Source organism: Pseudomonas sp. NFX1 (assembly GCF_051123555.1).
Lineage (GTDB): Bacteria > Pseudomonadota > Gammaproteobacteria > Pseudomonadales > Pseudomonadaceae > Aquipseudomonas > Aquipseudomonas capeferrum.
This window is the reverse complement of record NZ_CP169366.1, coordinates 1,908,900-1,927,785: the sequence shown is the minus strand read 5'-3', so window position 1 is coordinate 1,927,785 and position 18,886 is coordinate 1,908,900. Positions and strand designations below refer to the sequence as shown.

Below are 18,886 nucleotides of genomic sequence, written 5' to 3'. Positions count from 1 at the left end.
AGCCCATGCAACCGACCCAGGATGGTTTCGTCTATGCCTCGCTAAGCCAGCTCATGGCGTTCGAGCATCGCGTGCGCGGGTTGAGTTTCTTGGCCCGGCAGCCGTTGGCCAGCATCCTGGCGGGCAACCATGCCTCACGCCTGCGGGGTCGCGGCCTGAGTTTCGACGAGCTGCGTCGCTACATCCCTGGCGATGATCTGCGCCACCTCGACTGGCGTGCCTCGTTGCGCTTCGGCAAACCGTTCGTGCGCACCTTCACCGAGGAGCGTGACCGGCCGACCCTGCTGCTGGTGGATCAACGCATGAACATGTACTTCGGCTCACAGCGCAGTTTCAAGTCGGTTACCGCCGCCGAGCTTGCGGCGTTGTCGGCATGGATTGCCCTGCACGCCGGCGACCGGGTAGGCGGTTTGGTCTTCGATGATAAGCAGGTGGTGCATATCAAGCCGCTGCGCAGTCGCGCACGGGTACAGCAGTTTTGCGCGGCCGTGGTGCGCAGCAACAACAGCCTAAGCGCAGCAGGCCCGGACAGTGAACAACAGGTGCAACTCGATAACATGCTGCGCGACGCCATCGGCATCGCCGGGCATGATGCCCTGGTGTGCATCATCAGTGACTTTGCCGGGGTTACCGAACAGACCCTGAAACTGCTGCGCCAGCTCAGTGCGCACAACGATGTGATCGCCATGCAGGTGTACGACCCCATCGCCCTGGAAGTGCCAGACAAGGGGCGGCTTACCGTGACCCAAGGTGAATTGCAGGTCGACCTTGAAGTCGGCCGCCGCCACGTGCAGCGGCCGTTGAGCGATTATCTCTCCGGGCGCTTGCAAGCGGTGGCCGAACTGCTGCGGCGCAGCCAGATTCCGTTGATGCTGATCAGTACCGGTGAAGAGGTGCTGGACCAACTGCGGCGCGAGCTTGGCCGGCTTGCGGGAGGTGCCCGATGAGCGCGCCTGCGCCTGCGGCAACGATCGACCAGCTCAAGGAGCTACCGCTACCGGTACCCCCGTTCAGCTATGCCCCGCAAACTTGGGGCTGGTGGGTATTGCTGGCGATGGCCTTGGCGGCGGCGCTTGCCTATGCCGTGCTTGCCTGGCGGCGCTGGCAGCGTGAACGTTACCGGCGTGAGGCGTTGCAACGGCTGAACCAACTCGATGCGGCTCTGGCTATCCCCGAGCAACGCCTACAGGCCTTGCGGGAACTACCCGAATTACTCAAGCGCGTCGCGCTGTCGATGCCCGATGCACCGCCCGTGCACAGTTTGTCAGGCCCGCACTGGCAGGCTTTTCTTCAGCAACGGGCACGCTTTGCGCTGCCCGAACAGTTTGCCGAGCGCCTGCAGACCCTGGCCTATGCGCCTGATGCGCGGGTGCAATCGCTCGGCGCCGAAGAACTCAGCACCCTGGTGCACACCTGCCGACGCTGGATCGAGGCCCACCATGTGGCAGTTTGACTATCTCTGGGTGTTTTTGCTGCTGCCGTTACCCTGGCTCGCGTACCGGTTTCTGCGTCCGTATCACGAGGCGCACAGTGCGTTGCGGGTGCCGTTTTTCTTTGCAATGAGCCGGGCGGTCAATCAATTGCCAAGCACCTCACAAGGTTCGGGCGGTCGCTGGCAAGTGGTTATCAACCTGCTGGTGTGGGGGCTGCTGCTGGCGGCCTGTGCGCGGCCGGTGCTGGTGGAGAAGGCCATCGAGCACGACCAGCCGATCCGCGACATGCTGCTGGCCATCGATATCTCCCAGTCCATGCAGGCCAAGGACTTCACCGATGCCAACGGCCAGCAAGTGGACCGTTTGAGCGCGGTCAAAACAGTGGTGCGTGACTTCATCGCCCAGCGCAAGCAAGACCGCATTGGCTTGATCGTCTTCGGGACCGGTGCCTACCCCCAGGCACCCTTGACCCTCGACCATGCCAGTCTGTTGCTGCTGCTCGATGAGGTAGGGGTTGGCATGGCCGGGCCGAACACCGCGATCGGTGATGCCATTGGCCTTGCCATCAAACTGCTGGACCAGGCCAAGGAGCAGGAGAAGGTGCTGATTCTGCTCAGTGACGGCAATGACACCGGCAGTGCGATCACGCCGGAGCACGCCGCAGCCCTGGCACATGCACGCGGCATCACGGTTCATACCGTCGGCATTGGCGACCCTCAGGCCAGCGGTGAGGACAAGGTCGACCTGCAGGCGCTGGAAAATATCGCGCGCACCACCGCCGGTCGGTTCTTCCGCGCCGACGACCGCAGTGCCTTGGCCCAGGTGTACGCCACGCTCGACCAAATCACGCCGCACACGGTCAAGACGTTCAGCCACCAACCCAAGCGGGACCTGTTCTGGTGGCCGTTAGGCGCGGCTTTGCTGTTGCTGGCCCTGAGTCACGGCCTGGCAGCGATAGCCGGCCCGTTGCGGGCAAAGCCCGCGCCGGCGAGGCCTTGATATGGACATCGACCTCAACGCGCTGCATCTGCTTCGCCCTTACTGGCTGTTGCTGTGGGTTCCGGCCGTGTTGCTGCCCTGGGCCTGGCAGCGGCGCAATGATCTGAAGCGGCAATTGCAGGGCATCATCGCCCCGCACCTGGTCGCGCATTTGATCATCACCCCAGAAGAACAGCAGCGCGTACGGCCGGTCCATCTGCTCGCTGCACTGCTCGGCATCGGGGCGCTGGCCGCTGCCGGGCCGACCTGGCAGCGCGATGTTCCGGCGTTCGTCGACAATCGAGCACCGTTGATCCTGGCGCTGGACCTTTCGCCCTCGATGGATGCCGACGATGTGCCGCCCTCGCGCCTGCAGGCCGCCAAACACACGCTGCACGACCTGGTCATGCGCAGGGCAGGGGCGCGAACCGCGCTGGTTGTCTATGCCGGTAGCGCGCATCTGGTCTTGCCAGCGACGCAAGACCCGCAACTGCTCGACACCTTCTTGCAGGCGCTGTCCACCGATCTGATCAGCCAGCCAGGCAAGGACGTGCTGGGGGTGATCGAGGTGGCCAAGCGCTTGCTGGCCGCCGAGCAAGTACCTGGCACACTGGTCCTGCTTACCGATGGCGCCGATGCCGGGCAGTTCGCAGCCATCCCAAAAGCGCTCGAGGGCAGTGATCTGCAAGTGATGGTGTTGGCGGTCGGCAGCCGCGATGCCGGCGTGCTGCGGGATGCTCAGGGCCGTATGCGGATCGGCGCCGATGGGCGGCCGCTACAGGCGGGTTTCGACGAAGACGCTTTGCGAAAGCTGGCCAAGGCCAGCAATGGCCCGTTGGGCAGCCTGACCTTGAACGACGATGACCTCGATTGGGTCGAGTTGCATGCGCAGCAGCATTTTCAGGCGGCCCAGGGCGACCCGCAGCAGGTGCACTGGAAGGACGCAGGCTATTGGCTGTGCTGGCCATTGGCGCTCATTGCACTGTTGTGCCTGCGCCGTGGTTGGACGGTGCAGTGGATGGCTAGCGTACTGGTGGCAGTGCTACTAGGCGCCCAGCCACAAAACGCCCAGGCCGGGCCTGTGGCCGATGCGTTCTTCACCGCCAACCAACAGGGGCGCTGGGCCTTCGAACATGGCCACTACCCTCAGGCCGCTGCGCATTTCACCGACCCTTACTGGAAAGGCCTGGCTGCATACAACGCTGCCGACTACGACGTCGCCCTGGCCAGCCTCGGCAAGCTTGACAGCGCGCAGGCCTACTTTCACCGGGGCAACATCTACGTGCGCCAGTTCAAGTTTCCCCAGGCGGTCCAGGCCTATCAGCAGGCTTTGAAGCAGCAGCCCGTATTTCCTGAGGCCACCGCCAACCTGGCGCTGGCCGAGGCGTTGCTCAAGGACTATGAAGATCAGCAAAAAGCCGGCACCCCGGATGAGAAGGCTGACAAGGTGGTAGAGGACCAGACGCCCTCCAAAGGCGCCAAGCAAAAGGAACAGCAGACGCCGCAGGCAGCTTCCGATCAGGTCTGGTTGAACAACCTGACCACCTCGCCGGCCCAGTTTCTCAGGCGCAAGTTCCTGCTGCAGGACGCCTCGCGACAAACTGCGGAGGGTAGCTGATGAAACACTTGCTGTTACTGCTAGGGCTGTACCTGCCGTTGCTTGCGATGGCGGCGCCCGAGGCGCGGGTGCAGACGCGTCTGGTGCCTGGCGGCGACACGGTGGTAGGCGCCACCGTCGAATTGCAGGTCGATCTGCTGGTCGATACCTGGTTCACCCAACCGCCAGTGCTGCCTGTGATCGACTTACCGGGCGCCACCGTGAGTGCGCCGAGCGGCGAGGCCCAGCACCTGAACCAACAGCACGATGGCAAGACTTTCTTCGGCCTGCGCTACACCTACCAGATCACCCCGCAGGCAGCCCAGACCTTCACCCTCCCGGCGCAATCCTTTCAGGTGTTCCCGGGGCAGTCGGATGGCCCGTTGACGCTCACCAGCGAACCGCTATCGTGGGTGGCCAAGGCACTGGCGGGTGACACGGGTGGGCATCGCCTGGTGGCGCGCAAGGTCAGCCTCGAGCAACAGACGCAGCTGTCACATGCGCCGCTGAGAACGGGCGACAGCATTACCCGGCGTGTACTGACCCGGGCCGAGGGCGCCCAGGCAATGTTGCTACCGCCACCGCCCTTGAGCGAAGTTGCCGGCCTCAAACGTTATGTGCAAACGCCCAGAGTGACGCCCCTCAGTGATGGTCGTGGTGGCACGAGCGGCGGCCAGCGTGAAGACAGCGTGACCTACGTGGTGTCCGCCGCCGGGCACTACCAACTGCCTGCCATCGAACTGCAGTGGTGGGACGCCGCCAGCGGCCAAGCCAGGCAGGCAACGCTGCCGCCCGTCGATTTGAACGTCACCGAAGGCACCTATAAAGCACCCTTTTCCATCGACGGAGACTTGCGCGCGCTCGGTCGCCAGGCACAGTTGCGCCTGTCAGCGCAGTGGCTGTGGTTGATCGGCCTGTTGCTGTGCGGTGGGGGGCTGATGTATCTCTGCAGGCCTTGGCTGTACGCGGCCTGGCGCCGGTTCGAAGGTTGGCAGGCGGCGCGCCGCACGGCACGCTTGCAGTCTGCGGACTACGCGTGGCAGTTGGCCCGCAAGCAACTTGCACAAGACCCCCCTGAGCTTGGCGGGCTGTACCTGTGGGTTCGACGCCGTACCGGGTACTACACGTTGTCTGATTTTTCCCAGGGTTTGCCCCCCTCATCAGGAATTCGTCTACTAGACTGGCTCCAGATCCGCTACGGCAAGCCAAGTGGCACCGCTCACGTGACGCCGCCGCTGGGCCCGACGCTTTCGCAGGCCAGGCGGGTGCTGGCACCCGAACACGTCCGCAGCAGTCAGCGCAACGGTTTGAAACCGCTCAATCCATGATACGAGTCGAACAGGGTCGGTAGTACAGAGGAGGGATTCTGCATGCTTGACCTACAACGCGTACGCTGGTGGTGGGCGCTGTTGCTCATGCTGCCCTGGCTGGTGCAAGCCGCGGACCCCTTGCCGTCGTGGCGTGATGGGCCGTCACGCCAGGCCATCGAAGCCTTTGTCACGGCTGTGACCACCGAGGGCGGCAAGGACTATGTGCCAGCGGTCGAGCGGGTTGCTGTCTTCGACAATGACGGCACCTTGTGGAGCGAACAGCCGTTGTATTTCGAAGTGCTGTTTGCCCTGGATGAGGTGAAACGACTCGCGCCTCAGCACCCTGAGTGGGCAAGCCAGCAGCCGTTCAAGGCCGCTCTGCAGGGTGATCAGAAGACGCTGAGCGATAGCGGCATGGACGGCCTGCTGAAGATCGTTGCCGCGACCCATGCCGGGGTCAGTACCGAGGCTTTCATCGCCAACACCAAGCGTTGGCTGGCAACGGCCGTGCACCCCCGCAGCCACAAGCCGTACACCGAAATGGTCTTCCAGCCCATGCTCGAACTCTTGCAGTACCTGCGGGCCAACGGCTTCAGAACGTACATCGTGTCGGGCGGCGAGGTGGCCTTCATGCGTGCCTTCGCTGAAGAGGTCTACGGGGTGCCGCCGGAGCAAGTGATCGGCACCACCCTGGACGCGCGTTTTATCGATGACAACGGCAAACTGTCGATCGAGCGGCTGCCCAAGTTGCTGCACAACGATGACGGGCCCGGCAAGCCGGTCAGCATCGACGCGCGCATTGGCCGTCGACCGATCCTCGCTTTCGGCAACTCCGATGGCGACCTGCAAATGCTGCAGTGGACCATGGCCGGCGATGGCAAGCGTTTTGCCGGCCTGGTCCACCACACCGATGCAACACGTGAATGGGCTTATGACCGTGACAGCAAGGTCGGGCGCCTGGACAAGGCTCTGGACGCCGCCAGGCGCGCGAACTGGACCGTGGTGGACATGGCCCGGGAATGGCAGCGCATCTACCCATTTGAAAACCAGCAGGCTCAATGAAAGAGACACCGCAGGGGCACAGGGAACCAGCCGAGCAGTAGGTCGAACGTGCACGTAGTCGTGGCACATGCCAGTAAACGTGATACGGAGAGATCGCCTTATGAAGTCCAGTAGAAGATGGATATCGACACTCGCGCTCGCCGCCACTGCGGCGATGGGCGTGTGCACGGCCAATGCCGCAGAAAAGCCCAATATCCTGGTGATTTTCGGTGATGACATTGGCCAGACCAACATCAGTGCCTATGGCCAGGGGGTGGTCGGCTACCAGACACCGAACATCGACCGCATCGGTAAAGAAGGGATGATGTTTACCGACTATTACGCCGAGAACAGTTGCACCGCCGGCCGTTCGAGTTTCATCACTGGCCAGACGCCGCTGCGCACTGGGTTGTCGAAGGTTGGCATGCCCGGTGTGCCGGTCGGCCTGCAAGCCCGTGACGTGACCATCGCCCAGGCATTGAAGGCGCAAGGCTATGCCACGGGCCAGTTCGGCAAGAACCACCTCGGCGACCGCGACGAGTACCTGCCCACCAACCACGGTTTTGATGAGTTCTTTGGCAACCTTTACCACCTCAATGCAGAGGAGGAGCCTGAGCGCGAGTTCTGGCCCAAGGATGACGCGGAATTCGTCAAGGCCGCCTCACCACGCGGGGTGATCAAATCCAGCGCCGACGGCAAGATCGAGGACACTGGCGCCTTGACCAAGAAACGCATGGAAACCATCGACGACGAGACCACGCAGGCGGCGATCAACTTCATCGACAAGCAGGTCAAGGCCGACAAACCGTTCTTTGTCTGGATGAACACCACGCGGATGCATGCGTTTACCCATGTGCGTGAATCCATGCGGGGCCAGAGCGGAATGGTCGGCAATGAATACGCCGATGGCATGCTGGAGCATGATGGCGATGTAGGCAAACTGTTGAAGACACTGGATGATTTGAAAATCACCGATAACACCATCGTGGTCTACACCACAGACAATGGGCCGAACCAGTGGTCGTGGCCGGACGCCGCCACTACGCCGTTCCGCAATGAGAAAAACTCCAACTGGGAGGGTGCTTATCGGGTGCCGGCGATGGTCCGCTGGCCAGGCAAGGTCAAGCCGGGAACGGTGTCTACCCAGATGTTCTCTGGATTGGACTGGTTCCCGACTCTGCTGGCCGCAGCAGGGGATACCGACATCAAGGACCGCTTGCTCAAGGGCACTGATGTGGCAGGCAAGAACTTCAAGGTCCACCTCGACGGTTTCAACCAACTCGATTACCTGACGGGCAAAGCCGACAAGAGCGCGCGTAACGAGTTCTATTACTTCAACGATGACGGTGTGCTGGTCTCCATGCGTTTCCAGGATTGGAAACTGGTGTTCTGCGAACAGCGCGCCCCTGGCGGGCTGCAAGTCTGGAGCGAGCCATTCACCTGTTTGCGCGTGCCGAAGATGTTCAACCTTCGCATGGACCCCTACGAGCGAGCTGATATCGTCTCGGATCAATACTACGATTGGTTGACCAAAAACGATTACTTGATCTTCCAAGGTACTCGCAAAGCAGCGGCATTCTTGCAGACCTTCGTCGAGTATCCGCCGAGCCAGCGTCCAGCGAGCTTCAGCATCGATCAGATCCGTGCTGACGTGGACAAGAAAATCGAAGAGAAAATGAAGAACTGAGCGTACGGCCCCGCGCCCGCCGTTGGCGGGCGCATTTTTTCTACATCCATTGCGGACTTGGCAACAGGTCCGCTAAGGCTTATCGATGCCAGCAGCTGTGAATTGCGCCCGCGTTCATACCCCTCAAGCCACCGAAAAACGGACACCGCTGCAACTGATGCTGCCAGCGGCGCTGCTGTTCGTTTCTGGCGGTGCAGCGCTGATCTACCAAGTGCTCTGGGTCAAGCAGCTGTCTTTGGTGGTTGGGGTGGAGGTGTACGCCATCACCGCAGGCATCAGTGCATTTTTTGCCGGCCTGGCGCTGGGCGGGCTGGTGTTCGGCCGCTGGGCCGACCGCTTGCGGCGTCCGGTCAAGCTCTATGCCGGCCTAGAGCTGGCGGTGGCAATCGTGGCGGTGGCGGCGACCTCGGCCCTGGCGCAGAGTGCGGCGCTGTTTGCCCGCCTGGAGGCGAGCGTCGGCCTGTTGGCTTGGCTGCTGCCATTCAGCCTGGTCGGGCTGCCGGCGTTCCTGATGGGCGGCACCTTGCCGGTGCTGGTTCGGGCGCTGACCCCAAGCGAAGGGCAGATGGGCGAGGCGGGTGGTCGGCTGTACGCCGCCAATACCGCCGGGGCAATCCTCGGCACCTTGTTGGCGGCGTTCGTCCTGTTGCCCCAGCTCGGCGTAACCGGGGCCGCCGGTGTGGCCGCCTTGTTGAATCTGCTGGCCGCGCTGGGTGCATGGGTTGGGCGCGCCAAGGATGAGCGGGCACTGCCCACTGCTACGGATACTGCGCCAACACGTTCCCCGCAGGCGCGCTTGGCCCTCACCTTGTATTGCCTGGCGGGGGGCGTGGCGCTTGGTTACGAGGTGGTGTGGACGCAATCGATCGTGCAGTTCATGAGCACCCGCGCCTTTGCTTTCTCCGTGGTGCTGGCCACCTATCTGACCGGGTTGGTACTGGGCAGTGCCGTGTACGCCCGGCGCGCCGACCGCATCCGCGACCCGTGGGGGTTGTTCGGCCTGCTGATCGCGGCTGCTGGGCTACTGGCCTTGCTGCAGATCGCCGGGCTCGGGCGTTGGCTGGTGATCCTGCAGACCACGTTGGAAAGCCATGTATTGCAACTGACCGGTAGTCAGCTGGCAGGTATGTGCGCGCGCTTCGCCGCTGCCGCTTTGTGCGTGGTATTCGTGCCCACCACGTTGCTGGGTGCGGCATTCCCGCTGGCGTTGCGCCTGGCCGTGGACAGTGGCCAGGTGGGACGGGACGTGGGCGTGGTGGTGGCGCTAAACACCCTGGGCGGGATTGTCGGTGTCATGCTGACCGGGTTTGTTCTGGTGCCAGAGGTCGGGCTGGTACGCACCTTGGTCGTGCTCGCCTGTGGGGCGGCAGCCATCGGCGCAGTGGCGGCGTGGCGTGGCCACGCCGTGCACAAGGGGAGGCGCGCAGCGATCCTGCTGGTTGCCGTCGCCACCCTGGTCAGCGGCGCGCTGACTCCGCCACAGCGCCTGGCGCAATTGTTGCCCGGGGCGCGCAGCGGCGAGCTGGTGTTCTACCAGGAGGGCCGCGGCGGCACGGTGGCGGTGGTCAACCAGCAGCGTCAGGGCCAAGCGTTCAACCGCCTGTACATTCAAGGGGTGTCCAACACCGGCGATGCCATGCCGTCACTGCGCTATATGCGCCTGCAGGCGTTGCTGCCGTTGCTGATCCATCGCGGTGAGCCGCGCTCAGCGCTGGTGATCGGCTTCGGCACCGGCATCACCGCCGGCGCGATGCTGCGCTACCCAGGCCTGGATCACCCGGTGGTCGCCGAACTGCTGCCGCAAGTACTGGCAGCGGCGCCGCTGTTTTCCGGTAACTACGACGCTGTGAACGACCCACGCCTGGACATCCGCCTGCGTGATGGGCGCCGTGAGCTTCTGCGCAGTGAGCAACGCTACGACGTGATCACCCTGGAACCACCGCCGCCGTCTGCGGCAGGGGTGGTCAACCTGTACTCGCGCGACTTCTACCAGTTGGCGGCGTCGCGTCTGCAAGAACATGGGCTGGTCGCCCAATGGCTGCCGCTACCAACCCAGAACGACGAAGACAGCCGCTCGTTGGTGCGCAGCTTCCTTGACGTGTTTCCGCATGCCACGTTGTGGACCACCGAGTTTCACGAAATGCTGCTGATCGGCTCGGCCACGCCCATGGTGCTGGATGTGCCGCGTATCCGCCAACGCTTCGAGCAGCCTGAGGTGTCAGCTGCGCTGTCACAGGTCGGTGTGAGTTCGCTCGGCGCCTTGCTGGCCACTTGGGTCACCGATAGGCAGGGCCTGGAGCGCTATGCCGGCGATGCTCAGCCGGTTACCGATGATCGACCACGCATCGAATACGCCCCGTGGGTCCGGCCGCGTGAAATCACCCGCGTACTGCCAGCGCTGCTGGCATTGCGGGTAGCGCCGCCGTTGGAAAACGCCAGCCCTTCAGTGCGGGCGGCGGTGAACGATGAGTGGCAACTGTTGCGACGTTTCTATGGCTTGTCGCTACTGGCTTACAACGGCGATCGCCAGGGCTGGATGCGCGAGGCGCGGGCCTTGGCGCCGATCAGCGCACAGAATCCGTACATGCGCTGGTTCACGGGTGGCGAGCGCTGAAGGGGTGGCGCACTCGGCGAAGCTGCAGCTTGGCTGATCAGGGCTGCTGGCGAGCCGTTCAGGCGACAGCTATCCTCCAGCGCACAGCGTTGCGTGGACGCGCCCAGGGATGAACGGCAATGATCGAGTTTGTGCTCCATGCCTTGCGTGCAAACCCAGAAATTGCAGTGTTCCTGGCCATCGCATCAGGCGTTCTGATCGGCCGGATACGCGTGGGCAGCTTTCACCTCGGCTCGGTTGCCGGGGCGCTGCTGATGGGCTTGGTCATAGGCCAGATCGGGCTCGAAGTGCCACATGAACTGAAGTCGGTATTTTTCGCCTTGTTCATCTACGCCGTCGGCTTCAAGAGTGGGCCGGAGTTCTTCGGTAGCCTCAATCGAGGCACCTTGAAACTGGTGCTGCTCTCGGTGGTCCTGTGCGGTACTGCGCTGGCCACGATACTGGCGATGTACAGCGTGTACGGTTTCGATGCGGGTTTCACGGCCGGGCTCGGTGCCGGGGCTTTGACTGACACGGCCATCATGGGCACGGCCAGCAGTGCCATCGCCCAGCTGTCTATCGACGAGGCGACCAAGGCGCAACTCAACAGCCATATGGCAGTGGCCTACGCCATCACCTACGTGTTCGGTACCATCGGCCTGGTGGTCTTCGTTGGCAGCATCGCACCGCGGCTGCTGCGCGTGGACCTGGCCAGTTCTGCGCGGGAATTGGAGCGTTCGCTGGGGATCGAGCAGGAGGACGCTGCGTTGAGCATTCCCTATACGCGTATCGTGGTGCGTGCCCATCAATTGACTGCATCGGCGGCCGAGGGCATGCGCATTGCCGATATCGAGGCAGTGCACCGCAACCTCAGTGTCGAGCGGGTTGTGCGTGACGGCCGGGTGCTTGAGCGCGACGCGCAATTGCGCCTGCAGCGTGGCGATGTGCTAGGCGTTTATGCATTACGCGAAGCCGTTGCCCAGCTCAACCCGTGGATCGGCCCCGAGGTGGATGACCCGCTCTCGATGTCGTTTGCCACCCGCACGGCGCACATCGTGCTCACCTCGCGCAAGCTGGCAGGCAAAACCCTGAAGCAGATCAAGCATGAACTGGTCGGCGCCATGCGCATGGGCTGTTACATCGTCGGCATTACGCGCCAGGGGCTGGATTTACCGCTGCTGCCCGACACGGTATTGCGCCGTGGCGATGTGATTACCCTGACCGGTCGCACCAGCAGCGTCGAAGCGCTGGCCGAGCAGTTGGGGCGGGTGCGCGAGGATCATCACAAGAGCGATATCGCGATCCATGCGTTGGGGTTGGTGCTCGGGTCGTTGCTCGGCATGTTGTCTACCCACATCGGCATCATTCCGGTCGAGTTGGGTGTGGGTGGCGGGGTGCTGCTGGTGGGCCTGCTGATTGGCTGGTACAACTCGCGTCATCCTGATTTCGGCGCGCTGCCGCCGGCCGCTCAATGGGCATTTTCAGAGTTCGGCCTCACCGCGTTCGGTGCAGTCGTCGGGCTGCTCGCAGGCCCTGCCGCGCTGGCCGCGATCGAGACGCAAGGCCTGGCGTTGTTGATCTCCGGGGCCGCAGTCACGCTGATCCCTCCCGTGGTGACCTTGTACTTTGGCTACTATGTGTTGCGCCTGCACCCGATGATCCTGTTCGGTGCCCTGGCCGGAGCGCAAACCGAAGCGGCGTCGATGAACAAGATCCTCGAGCAGTCCGGCAGCAATACGCCGGTCATCGGCTTTACCGTGTGCTATGCCATCTCCAATGTTCTGCTGGCGGTCTGTGGGCCTGTGATCATTGCGTTGACCGCTACCTGAGGGTGCACTGCTCAGGTGAGGTTCAGGGTTTGGATGGCGCCCCATGGGAGTAGGTATGTCGTTACGCACTAAACTGCTCTGGCTGTTCGCGCCGCCACTGTTGCTGGTGCTGCTCCTCAGCTACGTTGCCGCTCATGCCTTGCTGCTCGAACGGCTGGACAAGCAAGACGAGCGACTCCTGGTCATCGAGGCAGGCCGCATGCGCGCGCTGTTGGGCAGCATCTTCGAACGCGATGCCGATCGGTTGCAGCAGTTGGCCGAGTCACTGCCTCGCCCCATCGGCCCGGCGTTCCCTTTGCCCGCGCAAATATTCAGCCGGACCGGTTTCGACTTTTTCGTACTGGTCACGGATACAGGGCAACGAGCGGCCTGGAAACCCCTGGACCCTGAGACGTTCAGGGCCACAGGCAACAGTACGCCTTTGTCATTGGCAGCACTGCAGCGCGAAGTGTCGACGCAGCTTGAGCGCTTGACCAGGGCCATGGCTTCAGCGCCAGCGCCTCAGCTGATGCTGGTGCACGGCCAGCCGTTCATTCTTGTGGCTGTCGATGGCGGCCCGGCAGGCGCAGGAGACGTCTTGTTTGCAGGCACGTTTCTCGATGCCGCGCGGATCGCCGCCCTGCAACGGCAACTGGGCGCAGTGCTGCAGTGGAATGCTGCCGGCGCTGAACGCAATGCCTCGCGAGCGGATGGCGAGTTCATCAGTATCGGCAATCGCCAGATCAGCGACGCGCGCCAGCACAGCATCGAGCTGATCTTCCATGACAGCCTGGGCGAGCCGCAGGTGAAGTTGCAGTTGCAGCGTGAGCGGCACCTGTATATCGAGGGCAGCGAACAACTGAAGCTGTTGCTGGGGGCTATGGCCGCGATCATCTGCCTGGCCTGGGCGCTGATCTATTTGGCCTTGGACTTCACAGTGCTCAGGCGGATTTCTACCCTGCATCGAGAGTTTCATGCCATAGGCGCGGATTCAACGGGCGGGCGTTTGTCGGATGCAGGGCATGACGAGTTGGGCCTGCTGGCGCAGGAAGCCAACCGGACCCTGGACCGTCTGGAGCAGAGTGAGAGCCGCGGGCGGGTGATCCTGGACGGCATGGAGGATGGCTACTTCGAACTCGACCAACAGGGCAGGATCCAGTCGGTAAACCCTGCATTCTGCAAAATACTTGGCTACGCTGCGGCGGATGTCATCGGCCACAGGTTCGCTTCACTGCAAGGCAGTACGCAGGCCAACTCGACCACCCCAGCTGTGGTGTTCGACACCGAAGCAGGTGCGCCGCTGTCGGCCCGGCTGCAGCGTGCGGATGGAAGCGTGGGCCATTACCAAACGCGATTTACCAGGATCAATGGCCCAACTGGCAGCGTGATCGGCTACCGCGGCATCCTGCATGACGTGAGCGAGCATGTTCAGTACCAGCAGGCGCTGCTGGACATGGCCTACCATGACGCACTGACCGGCTTGGGCAATCGCAAGGCTTTTCACCAGCAGTTGGAGCGGCAACTCGATACGCAGCGCTGGCCGTTGGCATTGGTTTTTCTCGACCTGGACCGTTTCAAGCAAGTCAACGATCGCTTTGGCCACGATGTCGGCGACGCCTTGCTGTCCTGCATGGCCGAACGCCTGCGCAATGCCATGCGCGAGCAGGACTCGGTCTATCGATTGGGTGGCGATGAGTTCACGGCGATCCTGCCTGGCATCGACGAGGCGGCGGCCAGAGCACTGGCCGAGCGGCTATTGGCGGTGTTGAGTGCACCGGTGAGTATCGGCGACGTGTTGATCGATTTCGTCACACCGAGCATCGGCCTTGCGTTCGCGCCTGCGCATGCCACCTGTGCGGACATGCTGGTCAAGGCGGCAGACCAGGCGATGTACCACGCCAAGCAGCAACGTGGGCGAGTCTGTTTGGCTGGCTGAGGGCAATGCTAGCGGCAACATCATAATCGTATGGAAGGAGAGCCTGCATGAAGATCAAGACGTTGGCTGCAACGGTGTGCCTCAGCACATTGCTGTTGCAGGGCTGTGCGAGCAAGTATGTGGAGTCCGATCAGTACTCGGGCTTTCTCAAGGATTACAGTGTCTTGAAGGAAGACAAATCCCCATCAGGGGCTCCGGTGATGCGCTGGATAAAGCCGGGCACCGATGCAAAGCGGTATACCAGCGTGTACCTGGAACCCAGCCAGCTCTATCCCAAGCCGCAACCGACTGAAAAGATCCCACAATCCACGCTGCAGGGCATCACCCAGTATTATGACCAGACGCTGAAAAACCACTTCTCCCAGGTTTTGCCGTTGGCGACAAGTCCAGGCCCAGGGGTGCTGGTGGTTCGCCCGGCGATCACCGCTGTCAGTGCAAAGACCAAGAGCCTGCGGCCTTATGAGGTCATCCCGATTGCCCTGGTAGCCGCCGGTATCAGCACCGCCACCGGCATCCGTGACCAGGACACCAGCATTGCTACTGAAGCCGCGTTCCTGGATGGCGATACCAACCAAGTGGTCGCTGAGGTCGTGCGCAAGGGGGCGGGGACGGAACTGGATAACTCGTCTCAGGTCATGCAGGCCAAGGACGCGAAAGCAGTGCTCGATGGTTGGGCCAAGGACATGGTGAGTTCTTTCCAGGCACTCAGGAAGTGACCCAGACCGCCCCACTGAGACACAGCGTGGGGCGGTTTTCATGAACACAGAGAGCATTGACGATGCGACCGGCCACAGCATGTGCGATGCCAGTGGCGGGCAGAGGTCAGCGAACGATATTCCATTCGTCCATTAGTCGGCACTCCGCCGAAGGGCAGGCGTTCAACCGTTCACCGAGAGCTTTTCAGGAGTGACGGCCATGCCACGTGGAGACAAGAGTTGTTGATGGACCGTATGTTCAGACGCCGCGGGCTCATCACGGCGCGCATCGGCTCACTGGAACGGCTGGCCTACATCGGTAGCAATGCGATGGGTGCCATGACGTTTGAGCCCGTGGCACCCGAAGGGCAGGAATCTGAAGTCCACATCCCGCTGGAGCAGCTTGCCGCCCAAGTGCAGGCAGTGCTCCATGGAGACGGTGGCGAGTTCCTGCAGACGTTGCTGCTGGTGGGCGGCTCGCCTCAAGGTGCGAGGCCTAAGGCCCTGGTCTATCGCGACCCTGAAACTGGCGGGTTTACAACTGCAGTCACGCCGGGCTTTGAAGCATGGTTGATCAAGTTCCCGGCCAAAGAAGAACATGCCGAGGTGTGCGCTATCGAAATGGTCTACGCCGAGTGCCTGCGTAGGTGCGGTATCGAGACCCCTGACACGCAGTACTTCAGTCTGCCTAATGGGTCGGCAGCGTTTGCCAGTAAGCGATTTGACCGCCGGGATGGTCTGCACGTACCCATGCAAAGCCTCGCGGCCTTTACGGGGGCAAATTACCGGTCTCCGGGGGTGTTGGACTACGTCAACTTCTTGCGGGCAACACAGATGTGTACCAACGACGTGCGAGGGATGGCGGTGGCCTTCGAGCGTGCCGTCTTCAATGTTGCGTTTAACAACAGAGACGATCATCCAAAGAACTTTGCCTACATCATGTCGCAAGACGGTCAGTGGAGACTGTCGCCGGCTTACGATGTGACCTTCTGCGAGGGGCCAAGTGGGTATCACCAGATGGATGTGATGGGGGAAGCCCTGTCGATTTCCCGCACGCAAATGCTTCGGCTTGCCGAGGAAGCCGAGGTGCCCCCGGACGCTGCAGGAAGAGTGATTGACGGCATTTGTGATGTAGCGAGCCGGTTTGCAACCATCGCCGAGAACCTATACCCACAGGTTATTACTCAAGACACCTTGCGCACGATCCAAGACCGCATCGATCAGAACGTCGCTCGGTTACACCACGGTCACGCGGGCAGCGGTCGCCGTTAAAGAACGGGAGGAGCGGGTGATTCACAACGGCGGTTTGGGAGCAGCAGCGTGGGATTTTTCGAGATCAGCTAAACAGCCCGCTCGACGACGCCTAGAGACTCTCAGGGTCGCCAAAGAACATTTGGACATCCATATAAATCAAAAGGTTATGAATAGAGAATTGGTTTTGTACCCCCAGATGTACCCTTTTTTGCAGCAGCTACGAGTGGATTACAGTGGACGCACCGAGGGGAGGGCCGGTGTCAAATGTGCAATCCCTCACCCAGTCGCGCAACTTATGCTTTGGGCTCGTCCCAGTCGCTACGCGTCGCAGCAGTCAGCGCATCCCAGTCATCAGGAGGGTTACCGCGGCCCAGCATCTTCTCGAATACGGCGTAGGGATCGGATTTGCTGCCTGCGGACCGTAGGGTATTTTCGTCGTTGACCCATGCATAGACGATGACCTTGGACCTCGAGTCGTAGCGAAAGAACAGCCGAAAGCGCCTGCCGATTTTTGCACGGCGCCAATGTCTGTAAGCGGTGCCCAGCGTGTTGCCTTGGCGGAACTCATCACGACCTGGGTCGGCAGGCACAGCCTCCATGATCAGATGGCTCAATACCCGAAACAGTTTGACGTTGGCATTGCTCTCAAAACCTTGCGGATCGTTCTGCTCGGCTCGGGCGGCGGCTTCTTGCAATTTACGTAGCTGTAATGTCACACCTTCATGGAACAACAGTGTCCAGCCATGTCGCAGCATCAGATCGCGACCTCACCATCGATATCTTCGTCCAGGTTCACGGAGTGGTTTGCGTTGGCGAGCATGGTTTGCGCCAAGTCTTCCGGTAGGGTGGTGAGGTTGCGGCCGCTTCGGATATCAGCCTCCAGCAAACCCAGGAATGCACCGATGGCAGGGTCTTCGTGGGTGGTTTCTACGCGGCTGACCACGATTTCACCACCGCGTACGTCGAATGCGATCTTGCCACCAGTGTCTATGCCCAAAAGCTGGCGAACGGATTTGGGCAGTGTGACCTGTCCTTTCGAGGTTAGCGTTGCGATTTCGTGGATGGCAGGCATGGGCGTTCTCCCGGATGTATTGATTGAATCGTAAGGAATAATCCTTACTTGGTCAATCTTGGTTTTCTGCTGATTAAGCATAAGCAGGATGAAAGCTCGGAAGCACCGCAGCATGAGTTACACCATCCCTTAGGACACGATAGGAGCTTTTACGGCGCCGCGAGTTTTGAGTCTGACGCGGATTGATCCACAAATGGTTGGTTATATATCCAGTCCTTTCGCAATCTCAGACGATTTGCACCAAAATTGTCCTCAATCTTGTTTACCGCTCCCCATTATTCAGGCTAATTTGCGGCAGTGCTGGCAGAGTGCTGCTATCGGTCGTCCTTCGACTAGTCCTCGCATGCGCGCACCGCTGCTCAGCTGGTACCTACCCTTAATCAGGGCGGGATCATTGATCGTGCGCAGCAACCGCATGAGGATTCTGCGGTTTCGTGTTTGTGGGAAGTAAACCTTGAGCTTTTGCACCACCAGGGCAAGGCATTGCGCCGTTGCGGCAGATTGCATGAGGCTCTGACCTGCTTTCAAAAGCTTCTGGAGATTCGGCCCGAATGGCATGCGACTTGTCTGCAGATTGCGCATATGGGAACACAAAAGGAAGCCGATGACCCAATCAAAATGGCGGGAGCACATGCGATGCAAACCCTCGTCGACCGAGTTATCGAAGCTCCGTGGGATTTGCCATTGCGGGTCTCGTTGGCGTCCGTCGCGCGACTCCGGTCTTACAGGAAAGTCGCCAACGAGACGGTGAGCAATACCGAGCAGGTTCGGGCTCTCGCAGACGTGATTGCTCTGTCGGCTCTAGAGGGACTAGACCAATTTTATGAAGCCTACCTGTCCTTCACCTCGATTTTTGCATATCAGCACCCGGAGATTTGCGTGGCGCTGGCTGAGGGATTACCGGAGATTCTCGCGACACCCCCTGAGTTGGTTGATAAGGGCCAATGGAGTAGCGCGTGCGAGTCGCTTGGTAATACTGCAGCAGCTGCCGGCAGTGCAGGCAAGACTGATTTGCGCGACCGAATCACGGCGGCGGGCGTTGCATTTGCCACGGCTCTGGGGAGCAAGCCTGGAATCAGGAGCTTTGACGCACGCGCAGTAGCCAAAATGCTCCTTTTCGCAAGGATGCCGGCGGAGGCGCTGGATGTAATCATGAAGATTCCGAGTGAAGCCCTCAACAGGGACCATTGGCTCCTATACCGCAAGGCTGAAGCAGAATTGGGAGTTCATAAGCTGGAGGATGGACTGAGCACCGCTGAACGTGCTCTTGCGCTTGCTAAAGATGATAAGAAAGGGCTTGAGCGCATCGCTAGTTATTATGAGTTGCTCAGTAAATGTCACGAAGCGTTGGGTGCGACAGACGCTGCGATCGCGCAAACGGAGGCAGCGCTTGAGTCGTGCTAGGCCGGGAAGTATAGGAACGCGTTGTCGGGGAGGTTGGAAGAGCTGAAACGGCGAGCAAGCACTCACTGACCGAGGATT

At 61.4% G+C, this 18,886-nt stretch carries 14 protein-coding genes and 1 pseudogene; 13 read left to right on the top strand and 2 right to left on the bottom strand.

Features of this window, described 5'->3' with window-relative positions; genetic code table 11:
* Positions 1-5: 5 nt before the first annotated feature.
* The 12 genes and pseudogenes from DJ563_RS08375 to DJ563_RS08320 all read left to right on the top strand — a co-directional run.
* Entirely contained in the window at positions 6-947 is a 942-nt protein-coding gene (locus DJ563_RS08375; RefSeq protein ID WP_186655930.1) for a DUF58 domain-containing protein, read from the top strand.
* Complete coding sequence (locus tag DJ563_RS08370) at positions 944-1,453, top strand: DUF4381 domain-containing protein (RefSeq protein WP_434519257.1); 510 nt, start codon at positions 944-946, stop codon at positions 1,451-1,453. Before DJ563_RS08375 ends, DJ563_RS08370 begins: the two co-directional genes overlap by 4 nt.
* A complete protein-coding gene (locus DJ563_RS08365; protein ID WP_434519256.1) occupies positions 1,440-2,432 on the top strand; it encodes a vWA domain-containing protein in 993 nt (330 codons plus the stop codon). The genes DJ563_RS08370 and DJ563_RS08365 overlap by 14 nt, the downstream gene beginning before the upstream one ends.
* A gap of 1 nt (position 2,433) precedes the next feature.
* Positions 2,434-4,029, top strand: coding sequence for a VWA domain-containing protein (locus tag DJ563_RS08360; RefSeq protein ID WP_434519255.1), 1,596 nt, complete (start codon positions 2,434-2,436; stop codon positions 4,027-4,029).
* Positions 4,029-5,336, top strand: coding sequence for a hypothetical protein (locus DJ563_RS08355; protein WP_434519254.1), 1,308 nt, complete (start codon positions 4,029-4,031; stop codon positions 5,334-5,336). Before DJ563_RS08360 ends, DJ563_RS08355 begins: the two co-directional genes overlap by 1 nt.
* A 42-nt stretch (positions 5,337-5,378) precedes the next feature.
* Positions 5,379-6,380: an HAD family hydrolase gene (locus DJ563_RS08350; protein WP_434519253.1), complete on the top strand. Its 1,002-nt coding sequence runs from the start codon at positions 5,379-5,381 to the stop codon at positions 6,378-6,380.
* Positions 6,381-6,480: 100 nt separating this feature from the next.
* Positions 6,481-8,046 carry an arylsulfatase gene (locus DJ563_RS08345; RefSeq protein ID WP_434519252.1) on the top strand — a complete coding sequence of 522 codons (1,566 nt, stop codon included), beginning with the start codon at positions 6,481-6,483 and terminating at the stop codon, positions 8,044-8,046.
* 157 nt (positions 8,047-8,203) lie between these two features.
* Positions 8,204-10,660, top strand: coding sequence for a fused MFS/spermidine synthase (locus tag DJ563_RS08340; RefSeq protein WP_434519707.1), 2,457 nt, complete (start codon positions 8,204-8,206; stop codon positions 10,658-10,660).
* 119 nt (positions 10,661-10,779) lie between these two features.
* Positions 10,780-12,468: an aspartate-alanine antiporter gene (gene aspT, locus DJ563_RS08335; RefSeq protein WP_434519251.1), complete on the top strand. Its 1,689-nt coding sequence runs from the start codon at positions 10,780-10,782 to the stop codon at positions 12,466-12,468.
* 55 nt (positions 12,469-12,523) lie between these two features.
* Entirely contained in the window at positions 12,524-14,383 is a 1,860-nt protein-coding gene (locus DJ563_RS08330; RefSeq protein WP_434519250.1) for a diguanylate cyclase domain-containing protein, read from the top strand.
* 47 nt (positions 14,384-14,430) lie between these two features.
* The gene (locus DJ563_RS08325) at positions 14,431-15,099 is read left to right on the top strand and encodes a DUF3313 domain-containing protein (RefSeq protein ID WP_434519249.1); all 669 of its coding nucleotides are present in this window, start codon (positions 14,431-14,433) and stop codon (positions 15,097-15,099) included.
* A gap of 219 nt (positions 15,100-15,318) precedes the next feature.
* Positions 15,319-16,350, top strand: a pseudogene (locus DJ563_RS08320) (type II toxin-antitoxin system HipA family toxin); the annotation flags it as partial.
* Between the two features lie 275 nt (positions 16,351-16,625).
* On the opposite strand, the gene DJ563_RS08315 reads toward DJ563_RS08320, so the two are convergent.
* Entirely contained in the window at positions 16,626-17,087 is a 462-nt protein-coding gene (locus DJ563_RS08315) for a type II toxin-antitoxin system YhaV family toxin (protein ID WP_434519248.1), read from the bottom strand.
* Positions 17,087-17,404 carry a type II toxin-antitoxin system PrlF family antitoxin gene (locus DJ563_RS08310; RefSeq protein ID WP_434519247.1) on the bottom strand — a complete coding sequence of 106 codons (318 nt, stop codon included), beginning with the start codon at positions 17,402-17,404 and terminating at the stop codon, positions 17,087-17,089. The genes DJ563_RS08315 and DJ563_RS08310 overlap by 1 nt, the downstream gene beginning before the upstream one ends.
* A gap of 438 nt (positions 17,405-17,842) precedes the next feature.
* Here DJ563_RS08310 and DJ563_RS08305 point away from each other — a divergent pair, with 438 nt between their 5' ends.
* Complete coding sequence (locus tag DJ563_RS08305) at positions 17,843-18,808, top strand: tetratricopeptide repeat protein (protein WP_434519246.1); 966 nt, start codon at positions 17,843-17,845, stop codon at positions 18,806-18,808.
* Positions 18,809-18,886: the final 78 nt, after the last annotated feature.